Annotated in this window: 21 protein-coding genes, 1 tRNA gene and 1 pseudogene; 10 read left to right on the top strand and 13 right to left on the bottom strand. The window is 68.1% G+C overall.

All coding sequences use genetic code 11. The features are described 5' to 3' along the window. Window positions 1-110: 110 nt before the first annotated feature. From ARTHRO9V_RS01595 to ARTHRO9V_RS01580, 4 genes are all read right to left on the bottom strand, one after another. Entirely contained in the window at window positions 111-380 is a 270-nt protein-coding gene (locus tag ARTHRO9V_RS01595) for a DUF4190 domain-containing protein (protein WP_159825143.1), read from the bottom strand. A gap of 177 nt (window positions 381-557) precedes the next feature. After that, a complete protein-coding gene (locus ARTHRO9V_RS01590) occupies window positions 558-1,094 on the bottom strand; it encodes a hypothetical protein (RefSeq protein ID WP_159825141.1) in 537 nt (178 codons plus the stop codon). A 70-nt stretch (window positions 1,095-1,164) separates the two neighbouring features. Further along, the gene (locus ARTHRO9V_RS01585; RefSeq protein WP_159825139.1) at window positions 1,165-1,626 is read right to left on the bottom strand and encodes a hypothetical protein; all 462 of its coding nucleotides are present in this window, start codon (window positions 1,624-1,626) and stop codon (window positions 1,165-1,167) included. Window positions 1,627-1,782: 156 nt separating this feature from the next. Next, window positions 1,783-2,139 (bottom strand): putative quinol monooxygenase, encoded by a 357-nt coding sequence (locus ARTHRO9V_RS01580; RefSeq protein WP_159825137.1) that lies wholly within the window; start codon window positions 2,137-2,139, stop codon window positions 1,783-1,785. Between the two features lie 168 nt (window positions 2,140-2,307). Here ARTHRO9V_RS01580 and ARTHRO9V_RS01575 point away from each other — a divergent pair, with 168 nt between their 5' ends. The 5 genes from ARTHRO9V_RS01575 to ARTHRO9V_RS01555 all read left to right on the top strand — a co-directional run bounded on the left by ARTHRO9V_RS01575 (window position 2,308) and on the right by ARTHRO9V_RS01555 (window position 4,901). Next, window positions 2,308-3,252, top strand: coding sequence for an AraC family transcriptional regulator (locus ARTHRO9V_RS01575; protein ID WP_159825135.1), 945 nt, complete (start codon window positions 2,308-2,310; stop codon window positions 3,250-3,252). 133 nt (window positions 3,253-3,385) lie between these two features. Then, a complete protein-coding gene (locus tag ARTHRO9V_RS01570; protein ID WP_159825133.1) occupies window positions 3,386-3,961 on the top strand; it encodes a uridine kinase in 576 nt (191 codons plus the stop codon). Between the two features lie 39 nt (window positions 3,962-4,000). Continuing rightward, window positions 4,001-4,372 carry an ASCH domain-containing protein gene (locus ARTHRO9V_RS01565; RefSeq protein WP_159825131.1) on the top strand — a complete coding sequence of 124 codons (372 nt, stop codon included), beginning with the start codon at window positions 4,001-4,003 and terminating at the stop codon, window positions 4,370-4,372. A 13-nt stretch (window positions 4,373-4,385) separates the two neighbouring features. Beyond that, entirely contained in the window at window positions 4,386-4,601 is a 216-nt protein-coding gene (locus ARTHRO9V_RS01560) for a hypothetical protein (protein ID WP_159825129.1), read from the top strand. A 93-nt stretch (window positions 4,602-4,694) separates the two neighbouring features. After that, window positions 4,695-4,901, top strand: coding sequence for a hypothetical protein (locus ARTHRO9V_RS01555; protein WP_159825127.1), 207 nt, complete (start codon window positions 4,695-4,697; stop codon window positions 4,899-4,901). A gap of 72 nt (window positions 4,902-4,973) precedes the next feature. Here ARTHRO9V_RS01555 and ARTHRO9V_RS01550 read toward each other — a convergent pair whose 3' ends face one another. Together ARTHRO9V_RS01550 and ARTHRO9V_RS01545 are read right to left on the bottom strand one after the other, a co-directional pair. Then, window positions 4,974-5,627, bottom strand: a complete 654-nt coding sequence (locus ARTHRO9V_RS01550) for a DUF2625 family protein (RefSeq protein WP_159825125.1) — start codon at window positions 5,625-5,627, stop codon at window positions 4,974-4,976. 77 nt (window positions 5,628-5,704) lie between these two features. Next, window positions 5,705-6,508 carry a hypothetical protein gene (locus ARTHRO9V_RS01545; protein WP_159825123.1) on the bottom strand — a complete coding sequence of 268 codons (804 nt, stop codon included), beginning with the start codon at window positions 6,506-6,508 and terminating at the stop codon, window positions 5,705-5,707. 96 nt (window positions 6,509-6,604) lie between these two features. Here ARTHRO9V_RS01545 and ARTHRO9V_RS01540 point away from each other — a divergent pair, with 96 nt between their 5' ends. From ARTHRO9V_RS01540 to ARTHRO9V_RS01530, 3 genes and pseudogenes are all read left to right on the top strand, one after another. Further along, the gene (locus ARTHRO9V_RS01540; protein WP_159825121.1) at window positions 6,605-6,823 is read left to right on the top strand and encodes a hypothetical protein; all 219 of its coding nucleotides are present in this window, start codon (window positions 6,605-6,607) and stop codon (window positions 6,821-6,823) included. A gap of 198 nt (window positions 6,824-7,021) precedes the next feature. Further along, window positions 7,022-7,519 (top strand): helix-turn-helix transcriptional regulator, encoded by a 498-nt coding sequence (locus ARTHRO9V_RS01535; RefSeq protein WP_159825119.1) that lies wholly within the window; start codon window positions 7,022-7,024, stop codon window positions 7,517-7,519. A gap of 32 nt (window positions 7,520-7,551) precedes the next feature. Then, window positions 7,552-7,962: pseudogene (locus tag ARTHRO9V_RS01530) on the top strand (GNAT family N-acetyltransferase); the annotation flags it as partial. Window positions 7,963-8,169: 207 nt separating this feature from the next. Here ARTHRO9V_RS01530 and ARTHRO9V_RS01525 read toward each other — a convergent pair. From ARTHRO9V_RS01525 to ARTHRO9V_RS01505, 5 genes are all read right to left on the bottom strand, one after another. Beyond that, on the bottom strand, window positions 8,170-9,261 hold the full coding sequence (locus ARTHRO9V_RS01525) for an ABC transporter permease (protein ID WP_200922590.1): 1,092 nt from the start codon (window positions 9,259-9,261) through the stop codon (window positions 8,170-8,172). Further along, window positions 9,258-10,832 carry a sugar ABC transporter ATP-binding protein gene (locus ARTHRO9V_RS01520; protein WP_159825117.1) on the bottom strand — a complete coding sequence of 525 codons (1,575 nt, stop codon included), beginning with the start codon at window positions 10,830-10,832 and terminating at the stop codon, window positions 9,258-9,260. The genes ARTHRO9V_RS01525 and ARTHRO9V_RS01520 overlap by 4 nt, the downstream gene beginning before the upstream one ends. Window positions 10,833-10,949: 117 nt before the next feature. Next, window positions 10,950-11,933: an ABC transporter substrate-binding protein gene (locus tag ARTHRO9V_RS01515; RefSeq protein WP_056227458.1), complete on the bottom strand. Its 984-nt coding sequence runs from the start codon at window positions 11,931-11,933 to the stop codon at window positions 10,950-10,952. 170 nt (window positions 11,934-12,103) lie between these two features. Then, window positions 12,104-13,678, bottom strand: a complete 1,575-nt coding sequence (locus ARTHRO9V_RS01510) for a sugar ABC transporter ATP-binding protein (RefSeq protein WP_056261674.1) — start codon at window positions 13,676-13,678, stop codon at window positions 12,104-12,106. Window positions 13,679-13,898: 220 nt separating this feature from the next. Then, window positions 13,899-14,936, bottom strand: a complete 1,038-nt coding sequence (locus ARTHRO9V_RS01505; RefSeq protein ID WP_159825115.1) for a LacI family DNA-binding transcriptional regulator — start codon at window positions 14,934-14,936, stop codon at window positions 13,899-13,901. A 279-nt stretch (window positions 14,937-15,215) separates the two neighbouring features. Between ARTHRO9V_RS01505 and ARTHRO9V_RS01500 the strand changes: the two genes are divergently transcribed. Together ARTHRO9V_RS01500 and ARTHRO9V_RS01495 are read left to right on the top strand one after the other, a co-directional pair. After that, entirely contained in the window at window positions 15,216-15,842 is a 627-nt protein-coding gene (locus ARTHRO9V_RS01500) for an AmiS/UreI family transporter (RefSeq protein WP_159825113.1), read from the top strand. A gap of 24 nt (window positions 15,843-15,866) precedes the next feature. Then, a complete protein-coding gene (locus ARTHRO9V_RS01495) occupies window positions 15,867-17,105 on the top strand; it encodes an acyl-CoA dehydrogenase family protein (RefSeq protein WP_159825111.1) in 1,239 nt (412 codons plus the stop codon). Window positions 17,106-17,259: 154 nt separating this feature from the next. On the opposite strand, the gene ARTHRO9V_RS01490 is transcribed toward ARTHRO9V_RS01495, so the two are convergent. Both ARTHRO9V_RS01490 and ARTHRO9V_RS01485 read right to left on the bottom strand, forming a co-directional pair. Then, window positions 17,260-17,332 (bottom strand) — tRNA-Arg (locus ARTHRO9V_RS01490). An 88-nt stretch (window positions 17,333-17,420) separates the two neighbouring features. Then, window positions 17,421-17,711, bottom strand: coding sequence for a hypothetical protein (locus ARTHRO9V_RS01485; RefSeq protein ID WP_056047225.1), 291 nt, complete (start codon window positions 17,709-17,711; stop codon window positions 17,421-17,423). Window positions 17,712-17,875: the final 164 nt, after the last annotated feature.

Below are 17,875 nucleotides of genomic sequence, written 5' to 3'. Positions count from 1 at the left end.
ACTACCCGCCGTGAGCTCATCCGTCGCAGGGGTGTTGAGTGCCTGTCGGGTCGGTGCCGTGGACCCTGGAAGGGGCGCGATTGTTGAACTCGCTGCGAAGGAGGAGCTGCCTAGTTGAGCCCATTGATCGCCGATGGAATGAACCGGATGATCGAGCTGAGCGTCAGGCCGTACGCAAGTATCAGGCCCACCGAGGCCAGAGCGATGCCGCGGGATCTCGTGCGCTGGATGTCCTGCAATGCCAGGTGTCCCAGCCCGGCACCAAATGCGGTCACAAGGGTCGGCGCACCAAACGCCCAGAGCAAGACCAGCGCCAGGACACCTACAGCGACGGATGCCACCGCATAACGGCTGAGACGGTCGGACGTTTCTTGGGGCATATCACTTACCTCTTCGATAGGCAACGCATGTCGTCGAGGTTCGAAGCCTATTCAGTTTCGTTCCGAAGCAGGTTGCGAAATGTGGGTCCGTCGCGAAGGCCGGGCGTCGCACTAGGGGATCGTTCAGCGCCCGGTTTCGAGCCCTTCAGGTTGGCTGGGCCGCCGGCAGGCGTCTGACTAGGCGTTGGTGTCAGGGCGTTGCGGCTGGTCGTCGGGGTTGTCTTCTTCATCGGGTGGAAAGACTTCGCGAAGGCCGACGAGGTGAGCGTTGCGCCGCCACCACTCGGCCCGGTCATCCCGCCGGCTGTGTAGTCGATCGTCCTCCAGGACCACGTGCTCGACGAATGCCGTTGGGAGACGGACGTCGTGGTCTCGGACATAGTGGGCCAGGCCTTCGGGCCAGAGGAAGGTGCCGTCCGTGAGCTCGAGGTTTCCGTTCTTGGGATCGCCGCAGATGCGACACCTCGATCGGCCCATGTAGGCCCGGGCTACTAGACCGCGAGTGAGGTAGTCGACTACCGCGAATCGCTCTTCTCGGGGTTGATCAGGGTCGATGAGTTCGTGTGGGTCTGGGTAGGGGCTGTCTGCCTTGCCTTGCTCGGCCCAGTACCCGATGACGATGAGAGGTTCGAACGGGTCTGTCGTCGTGGCTCTTGCCACCTCGGAGGGAGTGTCACCGACGTCGACGACCTTTGTCGGCAAGTTCTCTTCCATGTTGGCAGCCTAGGGACAGCCCGGGCAGTGGTGCAGATGCCGGTTTCAAAACGTCCCAATAGACGATGGGTCAGCGTGCGTCCTTGAACCGGTATCTGCGTCGAGCGATTTCTTCTTTGAACTCATAGTGCTCGTGCCAGATCGCAGGTTCAGCCTGCGCGTTCACGTTCTCGGCTGTGAATACAGTTCCCCGGAGCAAGAACTCCCCACGAGCCAGTTCAGCGAAATCCGCAGGGTCCTCGATAGGAAAGCCATCGTCCTGCCCGTAGCTTGCAGCGCCGTCAGGCCATATTTTCAGGGTGTCGAACTCTCCGTACATGACCACCCAGTCCAGACCCAGTCGCGCATTCACCCAGCGAGGGTTCCACCAAGGACCAGCCTCCGAATAGATGAAGTCTGGCATGACGGACAGGAAGCCCACGAGCTCATCCGTTCGACTCGGCTGTCGAAGGCGGTAGAGAGCGGGAAAAGCGCCTTCGGGCAGGATCTGGGCATCGGCAGGAAAGGGTTCATAGCGGGGCCAGAACAACACAGCCATAAGTTAGCCCAGCGCGAGGACAGGGACTCGCGTGTCCGATAGACGATCGCTACCCGAACGGGTTTCTGCGATGTAGCACGGGTGGACGAGCTTTTCGGGTGCCCAGCGCCGCGAGCCACAGGGGGCGACTGGCGGGGTGGACTGTCCGGTTCAGTCGCTCAGGGGCCGGAGCCATTGCGCCTCGAGGTCGCCCTCGACGAGGTCGCCCAGCTTGCCGAAGTAGTCCTGCATGTGGGGCTGCTGCACGTGACGGGCGATGTCCGGGCCGGAGGACCAGCGCTCGTAGAACGCGAACGCGCCTGGCGCCTCCTCGGTCGTGTGGACCGCGTACTGCTCGTAGCCCTGCTCGGCCCGGACCGCCGGGATGATGGCCCGGATCGCGGCCTCCAGCTCGCGCTCCTTGCCGGCCTTCGCACGGGCGAAACCGTAGACGGCGACCGGAGTCGTCGAGGCCAGGACGTCGGCTGGCATCAGGCCGTCGGGGACGGTGTCATCGGTGGTGCTCATAATGCCTTCTTCTCTCGTGTCTTCTCGCCCGGCATCCGCTCGGGGTGGGATTCACGGTAGGGGCGACCGGTGGCGCACTCAATGCGCGTGAGGTCCACGATGATGTCCGTGAGTACCAATCGCGCTTCGAGCATGGGTCCCTCGCGCGATCAGCCGTAGGGTGAGAAAATGGACGTTCTCTCCGAGGTGCTCGACGTGTCCGGGGTGCGGGGGAGCGCCGGTGCGCGGATCGCGGCGGGCGGCGACTGGGGCGTCGAGTGGCTCCGTGACCGCGACGCCGTCGTCTACGCGGTCACCGCCGGCATCGCCTGGCTGACCCTCGACGGGGAGGCCCCGCGCCTGCTCATGACCGGCGACGTCGTGATCCTCGCCACGGGCGCGGCGCATTCCCTCTCGAGCGAGCCCGGGGCCGACGTCCACTCGTGCGACGTGGCCGCCGCCGCCGAGGCCCGCCGCGAGGGCGGCGACCTGCGCCTGGGGAACGGTGACGTGCAGACCCAGGTGCTCGGCGCCTCCTACTCCCACGACCCTGCCGGGAGCACACCCGTCTTCGCGCTCCTCCCGCCGGTGGTCCACCTGGGTGCCCCGCAGCTCGATGCCACACTGACCGACGTCGTCCGGCTCCTGGGCAGGGAGATCGCCCGCCCGGGTCTCGCGACGGACCTCCTCCTGGACCGCCTGGTCGACGTGCTGCTGATCGAGCTCCTCCGTACCTGGCTGGCCTCCGCCCCGCCTGTCGACGCATCGTGGTGGGGCGTCCTCCGCGACCCGCTGCTCCTGCGTGCCGTGACGCTGATCCACGAGGCCCCTGAGCGCCCGTGGACGACGGAGGCCCTCGCGCGCGAGGTCGCGACGTCCAAGCAGACTCTCGTCCGCCGCTTCGCGACCTTCGCCGGGACCACGCCGGGCGCGTACCTGACCCGCTGGCGGATGGACCTCGCTGCGCACCGCCTCCGCGACACCGACGACACGCTCGACGAGATCGCCGCCGACATCGGCTACACGTCCGTGTACGCGTTCAGCCGAGCCTTCAGCCGCGAACGTTCAGTTCCCCCTGGGCGGTTTCGGACGACTTCGCGCGGCGGGGGCTCTTCATCCGACCACGACCGATGACGAGCTAGCCCCGCTCGGGTGACCGGCGCGCTCGAATCGAGCACGAGGTCGTGTTCCCAGAGAGGCCTCCTGGCGATCTCTACATCTTGTCCGTCAGGGCATCGTCATCGGGGTGACCTCGTAGGGTCGTTGCATGGATCAGGGCGAAGTCCTCGAGCATGTGGCCCTCAGGGCTCGATCGGCCGGCCGCCCGGTTGTGGTCGGCATCTCGGGCTTCTGTGGGTCGGGGAAGTCCACGCTTGCGCGCCACATGGTCGAGGCTCTACCCGGCGCTGTGAGGATGCGCGGTGACGACTTCCTCGATCCTGCACGCTCTCACCTCCGCTCTGCGGACTGGGACGGAGTGGACCGGCGACGTCTCGTCTCGAGTGTCTTGGAACCCTTCCGCGGCGAGCAGCAGGGCGACTTTCGACGGTACGACTGGGCGGCACGGGCACTGGGCGTTCCGGAGCCGGTTCCTCGCGCCGACGTCCTCGTCGTCGATCTCATCGGGCTCTTCCACCCTGAGGCCCTGCCTTCTCTCGACGTCACGATCTGGTGCGACGTCGAGCTCGACGTCGCTGTGAGCCGCGGCATGGCCCGCGACAGGGCGCTGGGTCGACGCCACGAGGCGCTGTGGACCGACGTCTGGGTGCCGAACGAACGCGAGTTCGCCCACGAGTTCATGCCGCGAGAGCACGCGGAGCTGTTGTACGCATCGTCTCAGTAGGTGATCGGTGGACGGACGATTCTGCGGCAGGCTGGTCCGGTGACTGACGAAGCTCGCCATGTTGTCCACTTCCATCGAAAGCACTACGACGCGATCATCGCTGGCGAGAAAGTGACCACCGTCCGCTGGGGCGAGTCGGTGCGCGTCGGAGCCGCGACGTTCGTCTTCGATGATCATCCGACTGCGCAGCCGATCGCCGGGCAGGTCGTCGCGGTCCGCCGGTACCGCCTCGACGAGCCCACAGCGGAGCAGGCTCACGAGCCTCCGGGAACGGACATGACGCTCTTCGCAGCACAGCTCCGCGAGAACTACTACACGGACATGCCAAGCGGTGCGGTCGTGGACGTCGCTGAGCTGAGTCTTGTCGAGCCGTCTCGATGGACGATCGGCCACCGGGGCGAGGTCCGGTGACTAGCCTGAGCGCGTGAGGGGTGTCGGCAAGCTGAGACGGCTCGGGGTCGTTGTCTCGGGTATGGGTCTGGTCTTGGCGACCTTCTGTTTTTCGTTAGCGGACGGCGACGAGGCCGCGATTCTCGTCGGTGTGCTCGCCGCCGCGTCAGGCCTGCTCGGCTTCGCGACGTTCTTCGGGAGCAAAAGGCCTAGATCGCCGTCTGATGACATCGATGAGACTGCCCGGTAGCCGGTCGACTGCCGGGCCATGCGCCGACGGAATGAGCTAGAAGCAGGTGGAACGAGGACGGACACGCGAGGTCACGCGAGGTAGGAGGGCACGATGAGTGCCATGGCACCCGCAGGCCTCCTCCTTGCGATCGGGCTCGTATGCGTCGTAATCGCCGTGGGGATGAACGTGGTCACGGCCGCTCAGGTCAGTGGTGGCAAGGCGATGTCGAAAGAGCGTCGCATCCGCTCTGCTGTGCTCACGGTCTTTATCGCTGTTGTGGGGCTGGTTTGCATGGTTGCTTGGTTCGTGCAGTCATAGTTGCTCTGCCGGGCAAGCACGGGGCCGTCGTGTGCCCGATGGACGATCGGTCTCCGGCACGGTGGGGACGATTCAGGGCCACGTCGCTTGGACGCCGCGATCGGTTCCGAACTGAGTCGCGATGTCGTTGTGCACGGCGAGCAACTCCGCCATGGGCACGGCCCGCTTGCTGGCGCTGCTGACGTCCTTTCCCTCTGCCATGAACGGTTGAGGGTAGAGAGACAAGCCTTGTCTCGGCTGCAGTGTGGCGATGTCGTCCTGCCACCCCGGCCACCGGAGGGACTCGTAGAAGCTCGTGGTCGCACCGGCGAGCATCCTGGTCACAAAGGCCGCGTGGCCCAACTCGAGGTCCTCCCAACTCAAGGAGTCGATCGAGAAGTGGTAAACGGAGCCGTTGCCTGTGCCGAGGGCACCGCCGTCCAGGGCGAAGACGCCGCCCAATACGTCGAACGCAACCACCAGCAGCCCCGTGGTGCCGGCACTGGCCTGGTCGAGACCAGGCAGGCCATCGGCGCTGGAACTACCTCCGAGGAGGCGCAGCCACCCGTCGTCCACCATGACGCCAGAAGTGTTGCGAGCGAACGCGCCGAGAAAGGGGCCTGTGCCAAGTCCCAGTGTTGCCGCCGTGGCTGAGGCGTCGTCTGGTGGGCACACCATGACATTCAGGGGCGAGGTGGCGATGAGTCTCGACAACTCGGACCAGGCGTCACCTCGAGAATCGACCATGCCTCGATTGTGGTCCACCGTCGGGTCTTCTCGCGGTCGGGGCGTGAGCTTCTGCCCATACAAGGGTGACCTATCGGTCACGTCGGCGTCGTGTCCTCTCCGACATGGCCCTCTTGCTCGTTCCCGTCTTCGTCGTCGAAGTCGACGACACCCAAGCCTTGACGCATCTCGCGCGTTGTCGCGCTTCGGCTCCATGAGTATGCGCCCGGCCAGCCGTTGGGAGGAAGCCAGGGTGCAAGCCAATCGGCGAGGGTCGCAGCGTCGTCTGGGTCGCACAAGACGACGTCGACGCCGCCGTCGTAAGCACTGATCGCCCAGCTCAGGTCCTCGGCCAAGAGGATGAGGTCGTCGTCTTGTTCGTGGACGAGCATGACCAAGGCGTCGAGGAGGCGATCCTCGACTGGGCCTGTCGTGAACGAGTGCGTCGGCAGCGGCCACTCCTTCCCGTCCTCGTCTTCCCCGTCCTCATCCCGGTCGGAGTCTTGCCAGTCCACGTCGGTCCCGAAATCCAAGGGCGGGTCGGTGACCCATGATTCGAGGTGGGGAAGAACTGACAGCGCCCGATCGCGCAAGGGCCCGGGCCGAGGGTCGTCGGCAAACACGATCACCATGGCGGGCAGATCCGTCAGTTGCTCGACAGCGCGGACGATTCGTCGAAAGCGACGGCGGACCGCCCGGGCATCACGACGGTGACGAATCTGTTGCCTGCCCTCTGTCAGCGTGTGGAAGCGCACCCATGCCTCCGGCCGCGCTTCTCGGGGTGCCCACCGCCAGGGCAGCACACCCTGCCATTGGACATTCCACCGGTCGAGGAGGGCCTGCGCTCGAGGGGACCCGCCGGGTGTCAGCGTGAGCGGTGGCGTCGAGTCGGTGTCGGTCACGGGGCGATCCTTCCATGGGGCGGCAGGCGGTCGGCGAGGTGGCTGCCGGTAAGTGGCCCGCGCACAGGAGTTGGTCGTATGGGCCATCCTCATCACATGCAGTTCTCGTGGTGGACCTGGTCGGGGCTCGTGATCGTCGACCTCGGGGGACTCGGGCTGATCGGACGCGCCTGTGTGATGGCCGTTCGCCGAGACGGCCTCGCGGGGGCCAGGGCGGAACGCGGTCCGAGCGCTCCGTGGTTCTGGTCCGGAATCGGGTTGCTCGTAGTGACCGGTGTCGTACTGGCCCTCTGGGTCCTCGCGCTCGACAGCTGACTGGCTCACGTGCAGCTCTGACCGGGCGGCCAGCCGTCCGGATGGACGATCGTTCATCGGACCCCATCTGAGACCGAGGTCTGCTGCGGTGGAGGTGATGATCGGGACTGGCCCCGAGGTGTTCTGTCGTGAGGGTGTCGGCTGTTTGTCGGGTCCGTGTCGTGGACCTCGGGGCTGGTCGTTCTTAGTGTGAGGTGCATGAACGAGACACGGATCGTCGATCTCCGGACCCAGATGGGTTGGACCCAGGAACGCCTCGCAGACGCGAGCGGCGTGACCGTCCGCACCGTCCAGAGGCTCGAGGCGGGCAATGACGGGAGCCTCGACACGCTGTCGCGGGTGGCGAAGGCCTTCGGCGTACCAGTCCGTGACCTCTTCGTCACCGTCACCGAGGACGACTACGGCCGCTCGGTCACCGCCCTCGACGAGCGGACGACTCGCCAGCAGGATCGGCGAGGCCGGGTCGAGGACGGCTTCCGAGCCCTGTACTACGGCGTGGGCGTGCTCTTCACGATCGCCGTGGTCGTCGCAGTCGCCACCGACGTCGTGCCGAACGTCGTGATCTTCTCGATTCCCGCCTACTGGGTCGCCGGGTGGTTGCTGTCGATGTTCTTGTTCCTCGTCGTCCTCAGCCCCCGCCTGGACCGCGCCTATCCCCTCTCCCATGCCGCCACGGATGAGGCGACGAGCCGGTAGCCACCGCGTGTCCATGGGAACTCGAAGCGCGTTACCGCCGTCAGTCGACGGGTCAGTCCGAAGAGGGACGTGCCGGGTGGCTGAACTGGATCATCCGATCTGCTGTCGGTGGGCCGGCCGTCGGATTCGTCCAGGCGACGCTCACACGCGAGGGCGCTGACCTCGTCGCTGATCTCGCGTGGCTGGTCACGGCCTCGGAACAGGGTCGCGGTCTCGCCGGGGAGGCGGCGACAGCCGTCGTGACGTGGCTGACCTCGCTGGGTGTCGGGCGCCTGCAGGCCTACGTCCACCCCGACCACGAGGCGTCAGCCCGGGTGGCCCGTCGGCTCGGGCTCGTACCCACGTCGACGGTCGTCGACGACGAGATCCTCTGGGAAGCCGTCGTCGCTCCCATGGCACAGCGGCACGAGGGCGTCCGTCAGTCGATCGTCCAGCGGGGGTAGGTGCGGATCGGCCGTCGGGCATCAGCCTCGTGGTGGAGTCGGCGCTCGTCCGGCCACCCCAACCGGCCACGGGGGCGACGGCTGCGGGCGACCCGGTGCGGCGTCCCAGCCCCGCGGCGCATCATGAGGCCATGCCGTTCGTCGGCAGCGTCAGATGTGTATACGGGACGGGCGTGGGGGTGAGGGGCGGGCGGATCGTCGTGGCGCTCATGCGGACACGGCCTCCTTCTCGGTCGGCACGGAGGTCGGCGCCGGGCGGCGGCGCCTCGTGAACAGGGCGCGGACGCGCCGGGACTGCAGCAGCACGATCGCCACGATCACGATCGCCTTGAAGGCGGGCGTCGCCGAGGAGGAGACGCCGAGGAACACGACGGTCTTGTCGAGCGTCGCGATGAGGAGCGCCCCGACCGCGGCTCCGAGCAGGTGGAACTTGCCGCCGGCCAGCGACGTCCCGCCGATGACGACCGCGAGGATGGCGTCGAGCTCGAGTTGGTAACCGGTGCGCGAGACGTCGACCGTCATGACGCTGGACGTGGCGAAGATCCCGGCCACGCCGGCGAGCAGGCCGCTCCCGATGTAGGCGGTGAACAGAAGGGCTCGGCGGTCCAGCCCCGCGAGGCGCGCGGCCTTCGGGTCCATTCCGATCGCTTCGATCATGAGCCCCAGGGCGCTGCGCCGCACGAGGGCGGCGACGCCGAGCGTGATCAGCACGGCCAGCAGGAACACGACGGGTAGTCCGACGAGGTAACCGTTGGCGACCCAGCGGAAGGGCTCGTTGGCCGCGGCCGTGTTCTGCCCTCCCGTGATGACCTTGGCCAGGCCACGGCCGGCGAGCATGATCACGAGTGTGCTGATGAACGGCTGCAGCCCGACGACCGACACGAGCATGCCGTTGACCGCGCCGAGGACCCCGGCGATGAGGAGCGCCAGGCCCATCGCGGCGAGCGCGACGCCGAGGGAGTCGGAGCCGGCCGCCTTCAGGAACTCCATCGAGACGGCACCGGCGACGACCATGATCGAGCCGACGCTCAGGTCGATGCCGCCGGTGGCGACCACGAGGCACATGCCCACCGCGATCATGAGCACGGGGGCAGCGGCCCGGAGGATGTCGACGAGGTTGCCCACGAGGTTGCCCGTGTCCGGGTTGACGGACAGTGCGAGGTAACCGGGGTCCTTCGCCACGTTGATCGCCAGCAGCAGCACGATCGCGACCGTGCCCCAGACCCAGGGCCGGTGCAACAGGTCACCGAGCCCGTGGGCGCCCAGGCGCCTGGTCATGGTGGTCGTCGGGTCACTCATCGGGTTGCCTCCTCGGGCGTGGTGCGGGGGATGGTCTCGAGGGGGATCTCGGAGACGCCCTCCTCGGCGATGGCGGCGACGATGGACTCGGCGGTGACGTCCGGTCCCGCCGCGAGCTCGGCGATCTTGCGGTGGTCCTTCAGCACGACGATCCGATCGCTGAGCCGGACGACCTCCTCGAGCTCCGAGGAGATGAACACGACGGCGACTCCCGTGTCGGCGAGGGCGGCGACCTGTTCCTGGATCTCGGCCTTGGCACCGACGTCGATGCCGCGTGTGGGCTCGTCGAGGATCAGCAGCTCCGGCTCGGTCGCCAGCCACCGGCCGAGCAGGACCTTCTGCTGGTTGCCGCCGGAGAGGTTACGGATGGGTCGATCGGGATCTGCGGGTCGCACGTTGAGCTCGGTGAGATATTTCGTCACCATGCGGTCCTTCTCCTTGGCCGAGAGCGGGCGGGCCCAGCCCCGTTTCGCCTGCACGGCGAGCACGAGGTTCTCGCGGACGCTCAGGTCGCGGATGATCCCCTCGTCTCGACGGTTCTCGCTCGAGAACGCGATGCGGTGCTTCAGGGCCTTCGCAGGGGACGAGATCGCCACGGGGACGCCGTCCATGGTCACGGATCCCGAGTCGGGGCGATCGACTCCGTAGAGGAGACGGGCGAGTTCCGTGCGGCCGGAGCCGAGGAGGCCGGCGAGGCCCACGACCTCGCCGCGACGCAGGTCGACGTCCGTCGCGTCGAGCGAGCCCTTGCGGCCGATCCCGGTGGCCCGGTAGACGGGCTCGCCCTCGGCGACCTGTCGGCTCGCCCGGTCCCGGTCGAGGGAGCGGAGGCTCTGCAGGTCCTTCCCGATCATCTCCGAGATGAGGCCGGCACGATCGATGTCTCGTGTGAGGTGCTCAGCCACGAACTTGCCGTTGCGCAGCACGGTGAGTCGGTCGCTGATCGCGAAGACCTGGTCGAGGAAGTGAGAGACGAAGAGGATGGCGACGCCTTCGTCACGAAGGCGTCGCATGACCCGGAAGAGACCTTCGACCTCGTCCGCGTCGAGGCTCGAGGTCGGCTCGTCGAGGATCAGCACCTTCGCCTCGACGACCGTGGCGCGGCTGATCGCGACGAGCTGCTGGAGGGCGAGGCTGAGCGACGAGAGGGGGGTGCGCGCGTCCAGGTGACCGAGTCCCACCCGCGCCAGGACCTCGGAGGCGGCGGCGTGCGTCCCCTTCCAGTCGATGCCGAACCGGCCGCGCTTCTCGTGGCCGAGCATGACATTCTCACCGATGGTGAGGTTTCTGCACAGGTTGACCTCTTGGTAGACCGTCGAGATCCCCGCAGCCTGCGCGTCCGCGGTGCCCGAGAGGCGACGTTCGACGCCGTCGACGACGACACGTCCGGAGTCGATGCCGTAGACGCCCGTGAGCGCCTTGATGAGCGTCGATTTACCGGCGCCGTTCTCGCCCATCAGCGTGTGGACCTCGCCGGGGTAGAGACGGAGGTCGACCCCGTCGAGGGCTTTGACCCCGGGAAAAGCGATGGTGATGGCTTGCATCTCGACGATGGGGCCGGGTGCCTGCATGCGTTTAACTCCTTGTCTGCCGATGCTCACCCGCCCGCTGCCGTGGCAGCGGGCGGGTGGCGGGGGCGGCGAGGCGGACTCGTCCGCCTCGCCGCCGGGTGTGGCCGTGCGAACGGATCAGAACTTGCGGTCGGGAAGTGCCGCGGTGGCCGCCTCGGGCGAGTCGAACGTGGCCGACTGGACGACGATCGACGAGTCGACGGTCTCTCCGTCGAGCAGCTTCTGCACGGCGTCGAGCGCGGTCTCGCCGAAGAGGGGGTTGTACTCGGCGACGAAGCTGAGCTTCGACTCGGACAACGCCTCGAGGGCGCTCTTCGTGCCGTCGATGGTGGCGATCTTCACGTCCTTGCCGGGCGTGAGACCCGCCTCCTCGACCGCCTGCACGGCGCCGAGTCCCATCTCGTCGTTCTGGGCGAAGACCATCTGGACGTCGTTGCCGTTCGACTTCAGCACCGTCTCGAAGACGCTCTTGGCCTCTTCGGTCGACCAGTTGGCGGTCTGTGCGCCGATCTTCGTGAACGCGCTGTCGGCGCCGATCACCTCGTCCCAACCTTCGTTGCGCTCGTTCACGACCGAGACGCCCGCCGGGCCCTCGAGGGTGAAGTACTTGCCACCCTCGGGAAGAGCGGACTTGGCCCACTCGGCGACGGACTCGCTGACGGCGATGTTGTCGGGCGCGATCCGGGTCGCGTAGAGCGAGGTGTCGTCCGGCTCGATGCCACGGTCGATGAGAACGACGGGGATCTCGGCTTCCTTCGCCCGCTCGAGCGAGTCCTCCCAGCCGGAGCCCTCGGTGGCCGAGAGCAGGATCACGTCGACACCCTCGTCCACGAACGACGTGAACGCGTCGATCTGCGATTTCTGGTCGTTGTTGGTCGCCGGGGCGTACTTGAGATCGAACCCGGCTTCCTTCGTGAAGGTGTCCTGGATGTTCGTCTCGTTGGCCTGACGCCAGGCGCCCTCGGGGCCGACCGCGACGAAGCCGACCGTTGCCAGGTCGTCACCGCCGCCCGTCGAACCAGTGCCGGAACTGCAGGCCGCGAGACCGAGGGCAATGGCCCCTGCGGCGGCGATGGTGGCGATGCGCCTCTTCGTGGACATGGATCTCCTCCTTGAGATGTCGGGACGTCTGCGTCTCGACTTGGCCTGGGGCCGGTCGTGCTGCGTGGGCTCGGGTGCTTCCGCGTGCTGGGAATGTTACCGGTAACAGTTACGAGAACACAAGAGTGATCGAGAACATCCGCTCGTCGGGAAGGGATCGACTGCGAGCCTCAGCGGCGTGACGGCGCCGCAGGCGGCGAGAGGGGCCCGTCATGCCACACCGGCGGGAAGTCGTCGCCCTCGTCGCTCTCGTCGTCCGGCGCGGCGATGAGCTCGACGAGCGTGTCGACCGTGACGCCCGGCCCGTTGCTGAGCTCGCCGATCTTCTCGCGGTCCTTGAGCACCACGATCCGGTCGCTCACCCGCACGAGTTCGTCGAACGCGCTGGAGATGAACACGACGGCCACGCCCTCGAGGGCGAGTTGGGCGATGTGCGCCTGGATGTCAACCTTGGCCCCGATGTCGACGCCGCGGGTCGGCTCGTCGAGGATCAGCACGCGGGGCCGGATCGCCAGCCAGCGCGCGAGCAACACCTTCTGTTGGTTGCCGCCGGAGAGTTCGCCCGCGAGCGTCCCCGGGTCGACCGGTGTGATGTCGAAGTGCTCGATGTGCCGCTCGACGAGGTCCTCGCGCTCGGCCCTGGAGAGCGGGTGCGACCAGCCACGCAGAGCCTGCAGTGCAAGGACGATGTTCTCGCGGACGCTCAACTCGTTGATCAGCCCCTCGGCCCCACGGTCCTCCGCCGAGAGCGCCACTCGGTTCCGTAATGCGTCCGCCGGCCGGTCGATGACGACCGCACGTCCGCCGAGCGTCACGACTCCGCCGTCCGCTCGATCGGCACCCGCGAGCAGGCGCGCGAGCTCGGTTCGGCCGGAGCCGCGAAGCCCCGCGATGCCCACGACCTCGCCCGCATGCAGCTCGAAGTCGACCGGCCTCAGCATCCCGCGGCGTCCCACCCCGGCGGCGCGGTACAGCGGCGGGCCGACCGGGTCCACACGATGCGCCCGACGCTCGGAACCGATGCGCTGAAGCTGGGCGATGTCCTTGCCGATCATCCGTGCGACCACATCGGCCCGGCCGATCTGGTGCGACAGGTAGTCGCCCTCCTTCACGCCCCCGCGGAGGATGGTCATGCGGTCGCTCAGCGCCAGCACCTGTTCGAGGAAGTGCGAGACGAAGAGGATCGCGACGCCCTGGTCGCGGAGGCGACGGATCACGTCGAAGAGCCGTGCCACGTCGACCGCATCGAGGCTCGACGTCGGCTCGTCGAGCACCAACACCCGGGGCCGGTCCACCATGGCGCGGGCGATGGAGACGAGCTGACGACTGGCGGGGGTGAGATCGGCGAGGATGCCGCGGGGGTCCAGTTCGGCCAGCCCGAGCTCGGCGAGCATCGCTGCGGCACGTGCGTGGGTGGCCGGCCACGAGATGCCGAAGCGACCACGCACCTCGTGGCCGAGCATCACGTTCTCGCCGACGCTCAAGCTCTCGACCAGGTGTGACTCCTGGAACGCGGCCTGGATGCCGAGGGCCCGTGCGTCGGCCGGTCCGCCGAGCCGGACGGACTCCCCATCGACGAGGACCTCTCCCGCCTCGATCGGATGGACGCCGAGCAGCGCCTTGATGAGCGTGGATTTCCCCGCACCGTTCTCGCCGAGGAGAGCGTGCACCTCGCCCGAGTGCAGGTCGAGGTCTACTCCGTCGAGAGCGACGCCGTTCGGGAACGCGACGGTGATGCCCCTCATGCGCACGGTCGGCTGCAGTGATCCGCCCTCTCGCCCGGCGCGCCCGGACGAGGTCGGGGCAGCGGCCTGGGGGCCGGCCGGGTGCATCGTCATCGATGCCCGTACGTGACGCACCTGGTGCTCCTCGGGTCGGTGGCCGGGGTGGCCTCACGTCGGACAGCGTCCGACGTGCACGACTGTAGCTGCCTGCGTGCGCGTGGGCGAACGACGACGACCAGGATTACGTCAGATGGCCATCTCGGTCGACCTGGCGGGCAGCCGCGGTGGAGTCACGCACCACGAGCTCGGCCGGGATGCGGCTGTTCTGTGGGATCTCGCGGCCCTCGATCGCGGCGATCAGGACGTCCACCACGAGAGATCCCAGCGCGGGGAAGTCCTGCCGCACCGTCGTGAGCGGCGGGAGGAAGTGGCGCGAGACGGGCAGGTCGTCGAAACCGACGACGCTGAGGTCCTCCGGGACGCGGATGCCGCGGTCGTGCAGTCCGTGGATCACGCCCAGCGCCATCTCGTCGTTCGCGACGAAGATGGCGGTGTACTCGGGTACGCCGGCGAAACCGCGCGTGAAGTCGTAGCCGAAATCGCTCGACCAGTCGCCGATCACGATCGGCCGCTCGCGCATGCCCCAGGCTCGGGTGCGCGTGTGGAAGGCCCGCTCGCGGGCGCGGGCGTCGAACCAGTCGAGGGGCCCCGAGAGGTGGAGGACGTCGCGGTGACCGAGCGACGCGAGGTGATCGACGACCAGCTTCGTGCCTGCGGCCTGGTCGACCGAGACCGTGAGGAACGCCGGGTCCTTCTCGGCCTTCACGACCAGGGTCGGCAGCCCGGTCGTGATGGTCCGAAGCACGGCCACGGACGACGAGCGCGGGGCGACCACGCAGAGCGCGTCGATGCCCTGGCCGGTGAGGTGGCGCACGGCTTCCTCGGGTGTCGCCGAGTCGTCGCGGAGCGCGAACGACGCCACGGAGTACCCGCCGTCACGCGCCGATCGCTCGATGGCCCGAAGGATGCTCGAGGGGCCGAACTCGACGGCGCTCTCGATCAGCACGCCGATCCGGAGAGCCCGCTGCGTGACGAGCTCGCGCGCAGCGCTGTTGGGCCGGAAGTCCAGCTCGGCGACGACCTCGAGCACGCGTTGGCGCGTGGACTCCTTGACCTGCGGGTGACCGTTCAGCACGCGGGACACGGTCATGTGCGACACACCCGCACGCTCGGCCACCTCGCGAAGACCGAGACGCTCACCGCCGCCTCTGACGCTCACCCAGACTCCATCCTGCACGCTCTGCAACGCAGCTTGGCGTCATCTGCGCCGGCGTGGACGTCGTTCAATGGCGCTGGCCCAGTGTACGGGGGGCCTCGCTGACTCCGCCGAACGTCGTGCTTCGATGCCTCGCTGCCTCGCCAGTTCGATCTGCTGGCTGTCCGTGGCCAGCAGATCGGCGGACGTGCCGCGAGGGGCACCGCCGTCACGGGGCGTAGCGAAGAGACTTGATCGGACACACGACAGCGGCCACGGGGCGGACGGTGTCAAGGTCGCCGCATGGCGCTCATCTGCTTGGTCCTCTCCGGGGCCGCCCTCCTGGTCAACGGCCTCACCCTGCTCGGGCGCGTGCCCGGCCGGGACAGCGGCGTGTTCAACGTCCTGGTCGGCGGTCTGCAGCTCGTCCTCTGCGTGGCCGTGGCCGTGTCAGCCGACGGTTCCCTGCCCATCCTCTTCGGGATCTCGGGCACCTTCTTGTTCGGCATCACGTACCTCTACGTCGGCGTGGACTCCCTCCTCGGCCTCGGCGCCGTGGGCCTGGGCTGGTTCTGCGGCCTGGTCGCCGCTCTCGCCGTCGCCTTCGCGATCGTCCACGTCGCGGACGACCCTTTCCTCGCCGTGCTCTGGACGGGATGGGCGGCGCTCTGGGCGCTGTTCTTCGTCCTGCTCGCCCTCGGCCGATCGGCCATCAGCACCTACACCGGGTGGGCCCTCGTCCTCGCGAGCCAGGTGACCACCACGGTCCCCGCGCTCCTCGGCCTCACCGGGCACTGGCCGACCGGCTCGGTCGCCACGACGGCTGCACTCCTGGCGCTCGTCGGGGTGTTCGGCGGCGCCGTCCTGCTCACCCGCCGAGCCGCCACACGTCCCCAGCCGGAACACACGCCTGCCCCTGCCGCTGCCTGACCCACCAGAACGGAACCGAGACCCATGACCACGACGACCACCACCTCCACCACGTCCGTCACCACGGCGTCACCCACCGACGACGCCCTGTCCGCGCGTTTCCGCCCGCTCTTCGACCGCATCGCCGCCGGTGCCGCGGAACGCGACCGTGAGCACCGCCTCCCCGTGGCCGAGATCCGCGAGCTCGCCGACGCGGGCTTCGGAGCCCTCCGTGTCCCCGTCGAGTTCGGGGGCTCCGGCGCCACCCTCCCGCAGCTGTTCGAGTTGCTCACCGAGCTCGCGGCGGCGGACAGCAACATCCCCCAGGCCTTGCGCGGCCACTTCGCTCTCGTCGAGGACCGCCTCGTCGCCCGGTCCGGACCGCGCGACGTCTGGCTCGAACGGTTCGGCCGCGGCGAGATCGCCGGGAACTCCTGGACCGAAGTGGGCACGGTGCAGGTCGGCGACGTCACGACGAAGGTCAGCCCCGACCCGGACGGCGGATTCCGCATCACCGGGCAGAAGTTCTACTCCACCGGCAGCATCTTCGCCGACTGGATCGACACGTACGCCGAACGCACGGACACCGGCGACCGGGTCATCGCGATCGTCGACGCCCACCAGGAAGGTGTCACCCACACCGACGACTGGGACGGGTTCGGGCAGCGGACGACGGGGTCGGGCACGAGCACCTTCCGAGATGCTCGTGTCGGTGGGGACGACGTCGTGCTCTTCGACGAGCGATTCAAGTACCAGACGGCCTTCTACCAGGCCGTGCTGCTGAGCGTCCTCGCCGGCTCCGTCGTGGCGGCCGAGCGGGACATCGCGTTCGAGGTCAGGAACCGCACCCGGGTGTTCTCCCACGGCAACGCCGACACGTTCGCCGCCGACGCGCAGATCTTGCAGGTCGTCGGCGAGGTCTCGGCCGCCGGCTTCGCCGCACGGGCGATCGTCGACCGCGCCGCCCAGGCCCTCCAGGGCGCCTACGAGGGCGCCTTCCTGGACGAGTCCGAGGACGAGCGGCGGAACGACCGCGCCGAACTCGCCACCGCGCAGGCCCAGGTCGCACTGACATCGCTCGCGACACAGGCGACCTCGCACCTGTTCGACGCGCTGGCGGCATCCGGCGTGAGCACCACGAAGAACCTGGACCGGCACTGGCGCAACGCCCGGACCGCCGGCAGCCACAACCCGTGGGTGTTCAAAGCACGCATCGTCGGCGACCACGCCGTCAACGACGTCCAGCCGCCACGGGTCTGGGCCATCGGCGCGACCCGCCGCTGATCTCAGCAGACGGGCACCGAGGACGAGAAAAGCCCTGCCGCATAAGGCAGGGCTTTTCGAGTTCGCGCCGAAGGCGCCCGCCGCCGGAGGCGGCCAGACAAGCACCGAAGACGAGGAAAGCCCCTGCCATGTTGGGCAGGGGCTTTCGAGACTGTGCGCCTGGAGGGACTCGAACCCCCAACCTTCTGATCCGTAGTCAGATGCTCTATCCGTTGAGCTACAGGCGCGTTTCGCTGGCCGATTGGCCAGAGGAAACATTACACGAGGGAGGCGCGGGGCGCGAATCGAGGCCGACCCGCGCCTCCTCGGGTCGTGTCAGTAGGTGTGCTTGCCTTCGCCGTCGCCCTTGTAGTCGCCGATCAGCTCGTCGACCTGGCCGGCCTCGGCCTGCCCGGGCTGGCGGGTGGGGACGGCGTCGTCGGCCGGTCCGTCGTCGAGCGAACGGGAGCCGGTGCCGCCGTCGGGGTGGTTCTCGCTGGTGATCTCGACGGGGCGGTCGTCCCGCTCGCCGACGGTGTGGTCGCCGTGACCCTCGCCACTGCTGTTGCCACGACGCTCGAGGTCGGTCTCGTCGGTGCCGTGCGGGTCGTCCGGGGTCTTCGTCATCGGGTTCCTCCTGCGCGCCGGACTGTCCGGCGGTCATGCTCCGAGCATGCGCCGCGGGTCCGACCTCCGCCCGCGACACCCACCACACTCACGGCTCGAACGGTTGGTCGGCCCGCCCACGCCCTCGTCGAGAACCACAACGACTCTTGCGCAACGGATCTTGT

Source organism: Frigoribacterium sp. 9N (assembly GCF_902506305.1).
In the GTDB taxonomy this organism is placed as follows: domain Bacteria; phylum Actinomycetota; class Actinomycetes; order Actinomycetales; family Microbacteriaceae; genus Frigoribacterium.
The sequence above is the reverse complement of the archived record's forward strand: the minus strand, read 5'-3'. Positions and strand labels throughout refer to the sequence as shown.

What these genes read in the sequence shown, in the direction of transcription:
- ARTHRO9V_RS01580 (WP_159825137.1), bottom strand. Translation starts at nt 2,139, where the DNA reads ATGAGCACCACCGATGACACCGTCCCCGACGGCCTGATGCCAGCCGAC.
- ARTHRO9V_RS01575 (WP_159825135.1), top strand. Translation starts at nt 2,308, where the DNA reads ATGGACGTTCTCTCCGAGGTGCTCGACGTGTCCGGGGTGCGGGGGAGC.
- ARTHRO9V_RS01595 (WP_159825143.1), bottom strand. Translation starts at nt 380, where the DNA reads ATGCCCCAAGAAACGTCCGACCGTCTCAGCCGTTATGCGGTGGCATCC.
- ARTHRO9V_RS01590 (WP_159825141.1), bottom strand. Translation starts at nt 1,094, where the DNA reads ATGGAAGAGAACTTGCCGACAAAGGTCGTCGACGTCGGTGACACTCCC.
- ARTHRO9V_RS01520 (WP_159825117.1), bottom strand. Translation starts at nt 10,832, where the DNA reads ATGCAGGCACCCGGCCCCATCGTCGAGATGCAAGCCATCACCATCGCT.
- ARTHRO9V_RS01540 (WP_159825121.1), top strand. Translation starts at nt 6,605, where the DNA reads ATGCAGTTCTCGTGGTGGACCTGGTCGGGGCTCGTGATCGTCGACCTC.
- ARTHRO9V_RS01500 (WP_159825113.1), top strand. Translation starts at nt 15,216, where the DNA reads ATGGCGCTCATCTGCTTGGTCCTCTCCGGGGCCGCCCTCCTGGTCAAC.
- ARTHRO9V_RS01550 (WP_159825125.1), bottom strand. Translation starts at nt 5,627, where the DNA reads ATGGTCGATTCTCGAGGTGACGCCTGGTCCGAGTTGTCGAGACTCATC.
- ARTHRO9V_RS01485 (WP_056047225.1), bottom strand. Translation starts at nt 17,711, where the DNA reads ATGACGAAGACCCCGGACGACCCGCACGGCACCGACGAGACCGACCTC.
- ARTHRO9V_RS01510 (WP_056261674.1), bottom strand. Translation starts at nt 13,678, where the DNA reads ATGAGGGGCATCACCGTCGCGTTCCCGAACGGCGTCGCTCTCGACGGA.
- ARTHRO9V_RS01515 (WP_056227458.1), bottom strand. Translation starts at nt 11,933, where the DNA reads ATGTCCACGAAGAGGCGCATCGCCACCATCGCCGCCGCAGGGGCCATT.
- ARTHRO9V_RS01535 (WP_159825119.1), top strand. Translation starts at nt 7,022, where the DNA reads ATGAACGAGACACGGATCGTCGATCTCCGGACCCAGATGGGTTGGACC.
- ARTHRO9V_RS01495 (WP_159825111.1), top strand. Translation starts at nt 15,867, where the DNA reads ATGACCACGACGACCACCACCTCCACCACGTCCGTCACCACGGCGTCA.
- ARTHRO9V_RS01555 (WP_159825127.1), top strand. Translation starts at nt 4,695, where the DNA reads ATGAGTGCCATGGCACCCGCAGGCCTCCTCCTTGCGATCGGGCTCGTA.
- ARTHRO9V_RS01570 (WP_159825133.1), top strand. Translation starts at nt 3,386, where the DNA reads ATGGATCAGGGCGAAGTCCTCGAGCATGTGGCCCTCAGGGCTCGATCG.
- ARTHRO9V_RS01525 (WP_200922590.1), bottom strand. Translation starts at nt 9,261, where the DNA reads ATGAGTGACCCGACGACCACCATGACCAGGCGCCTGGGCGCCCACGGG.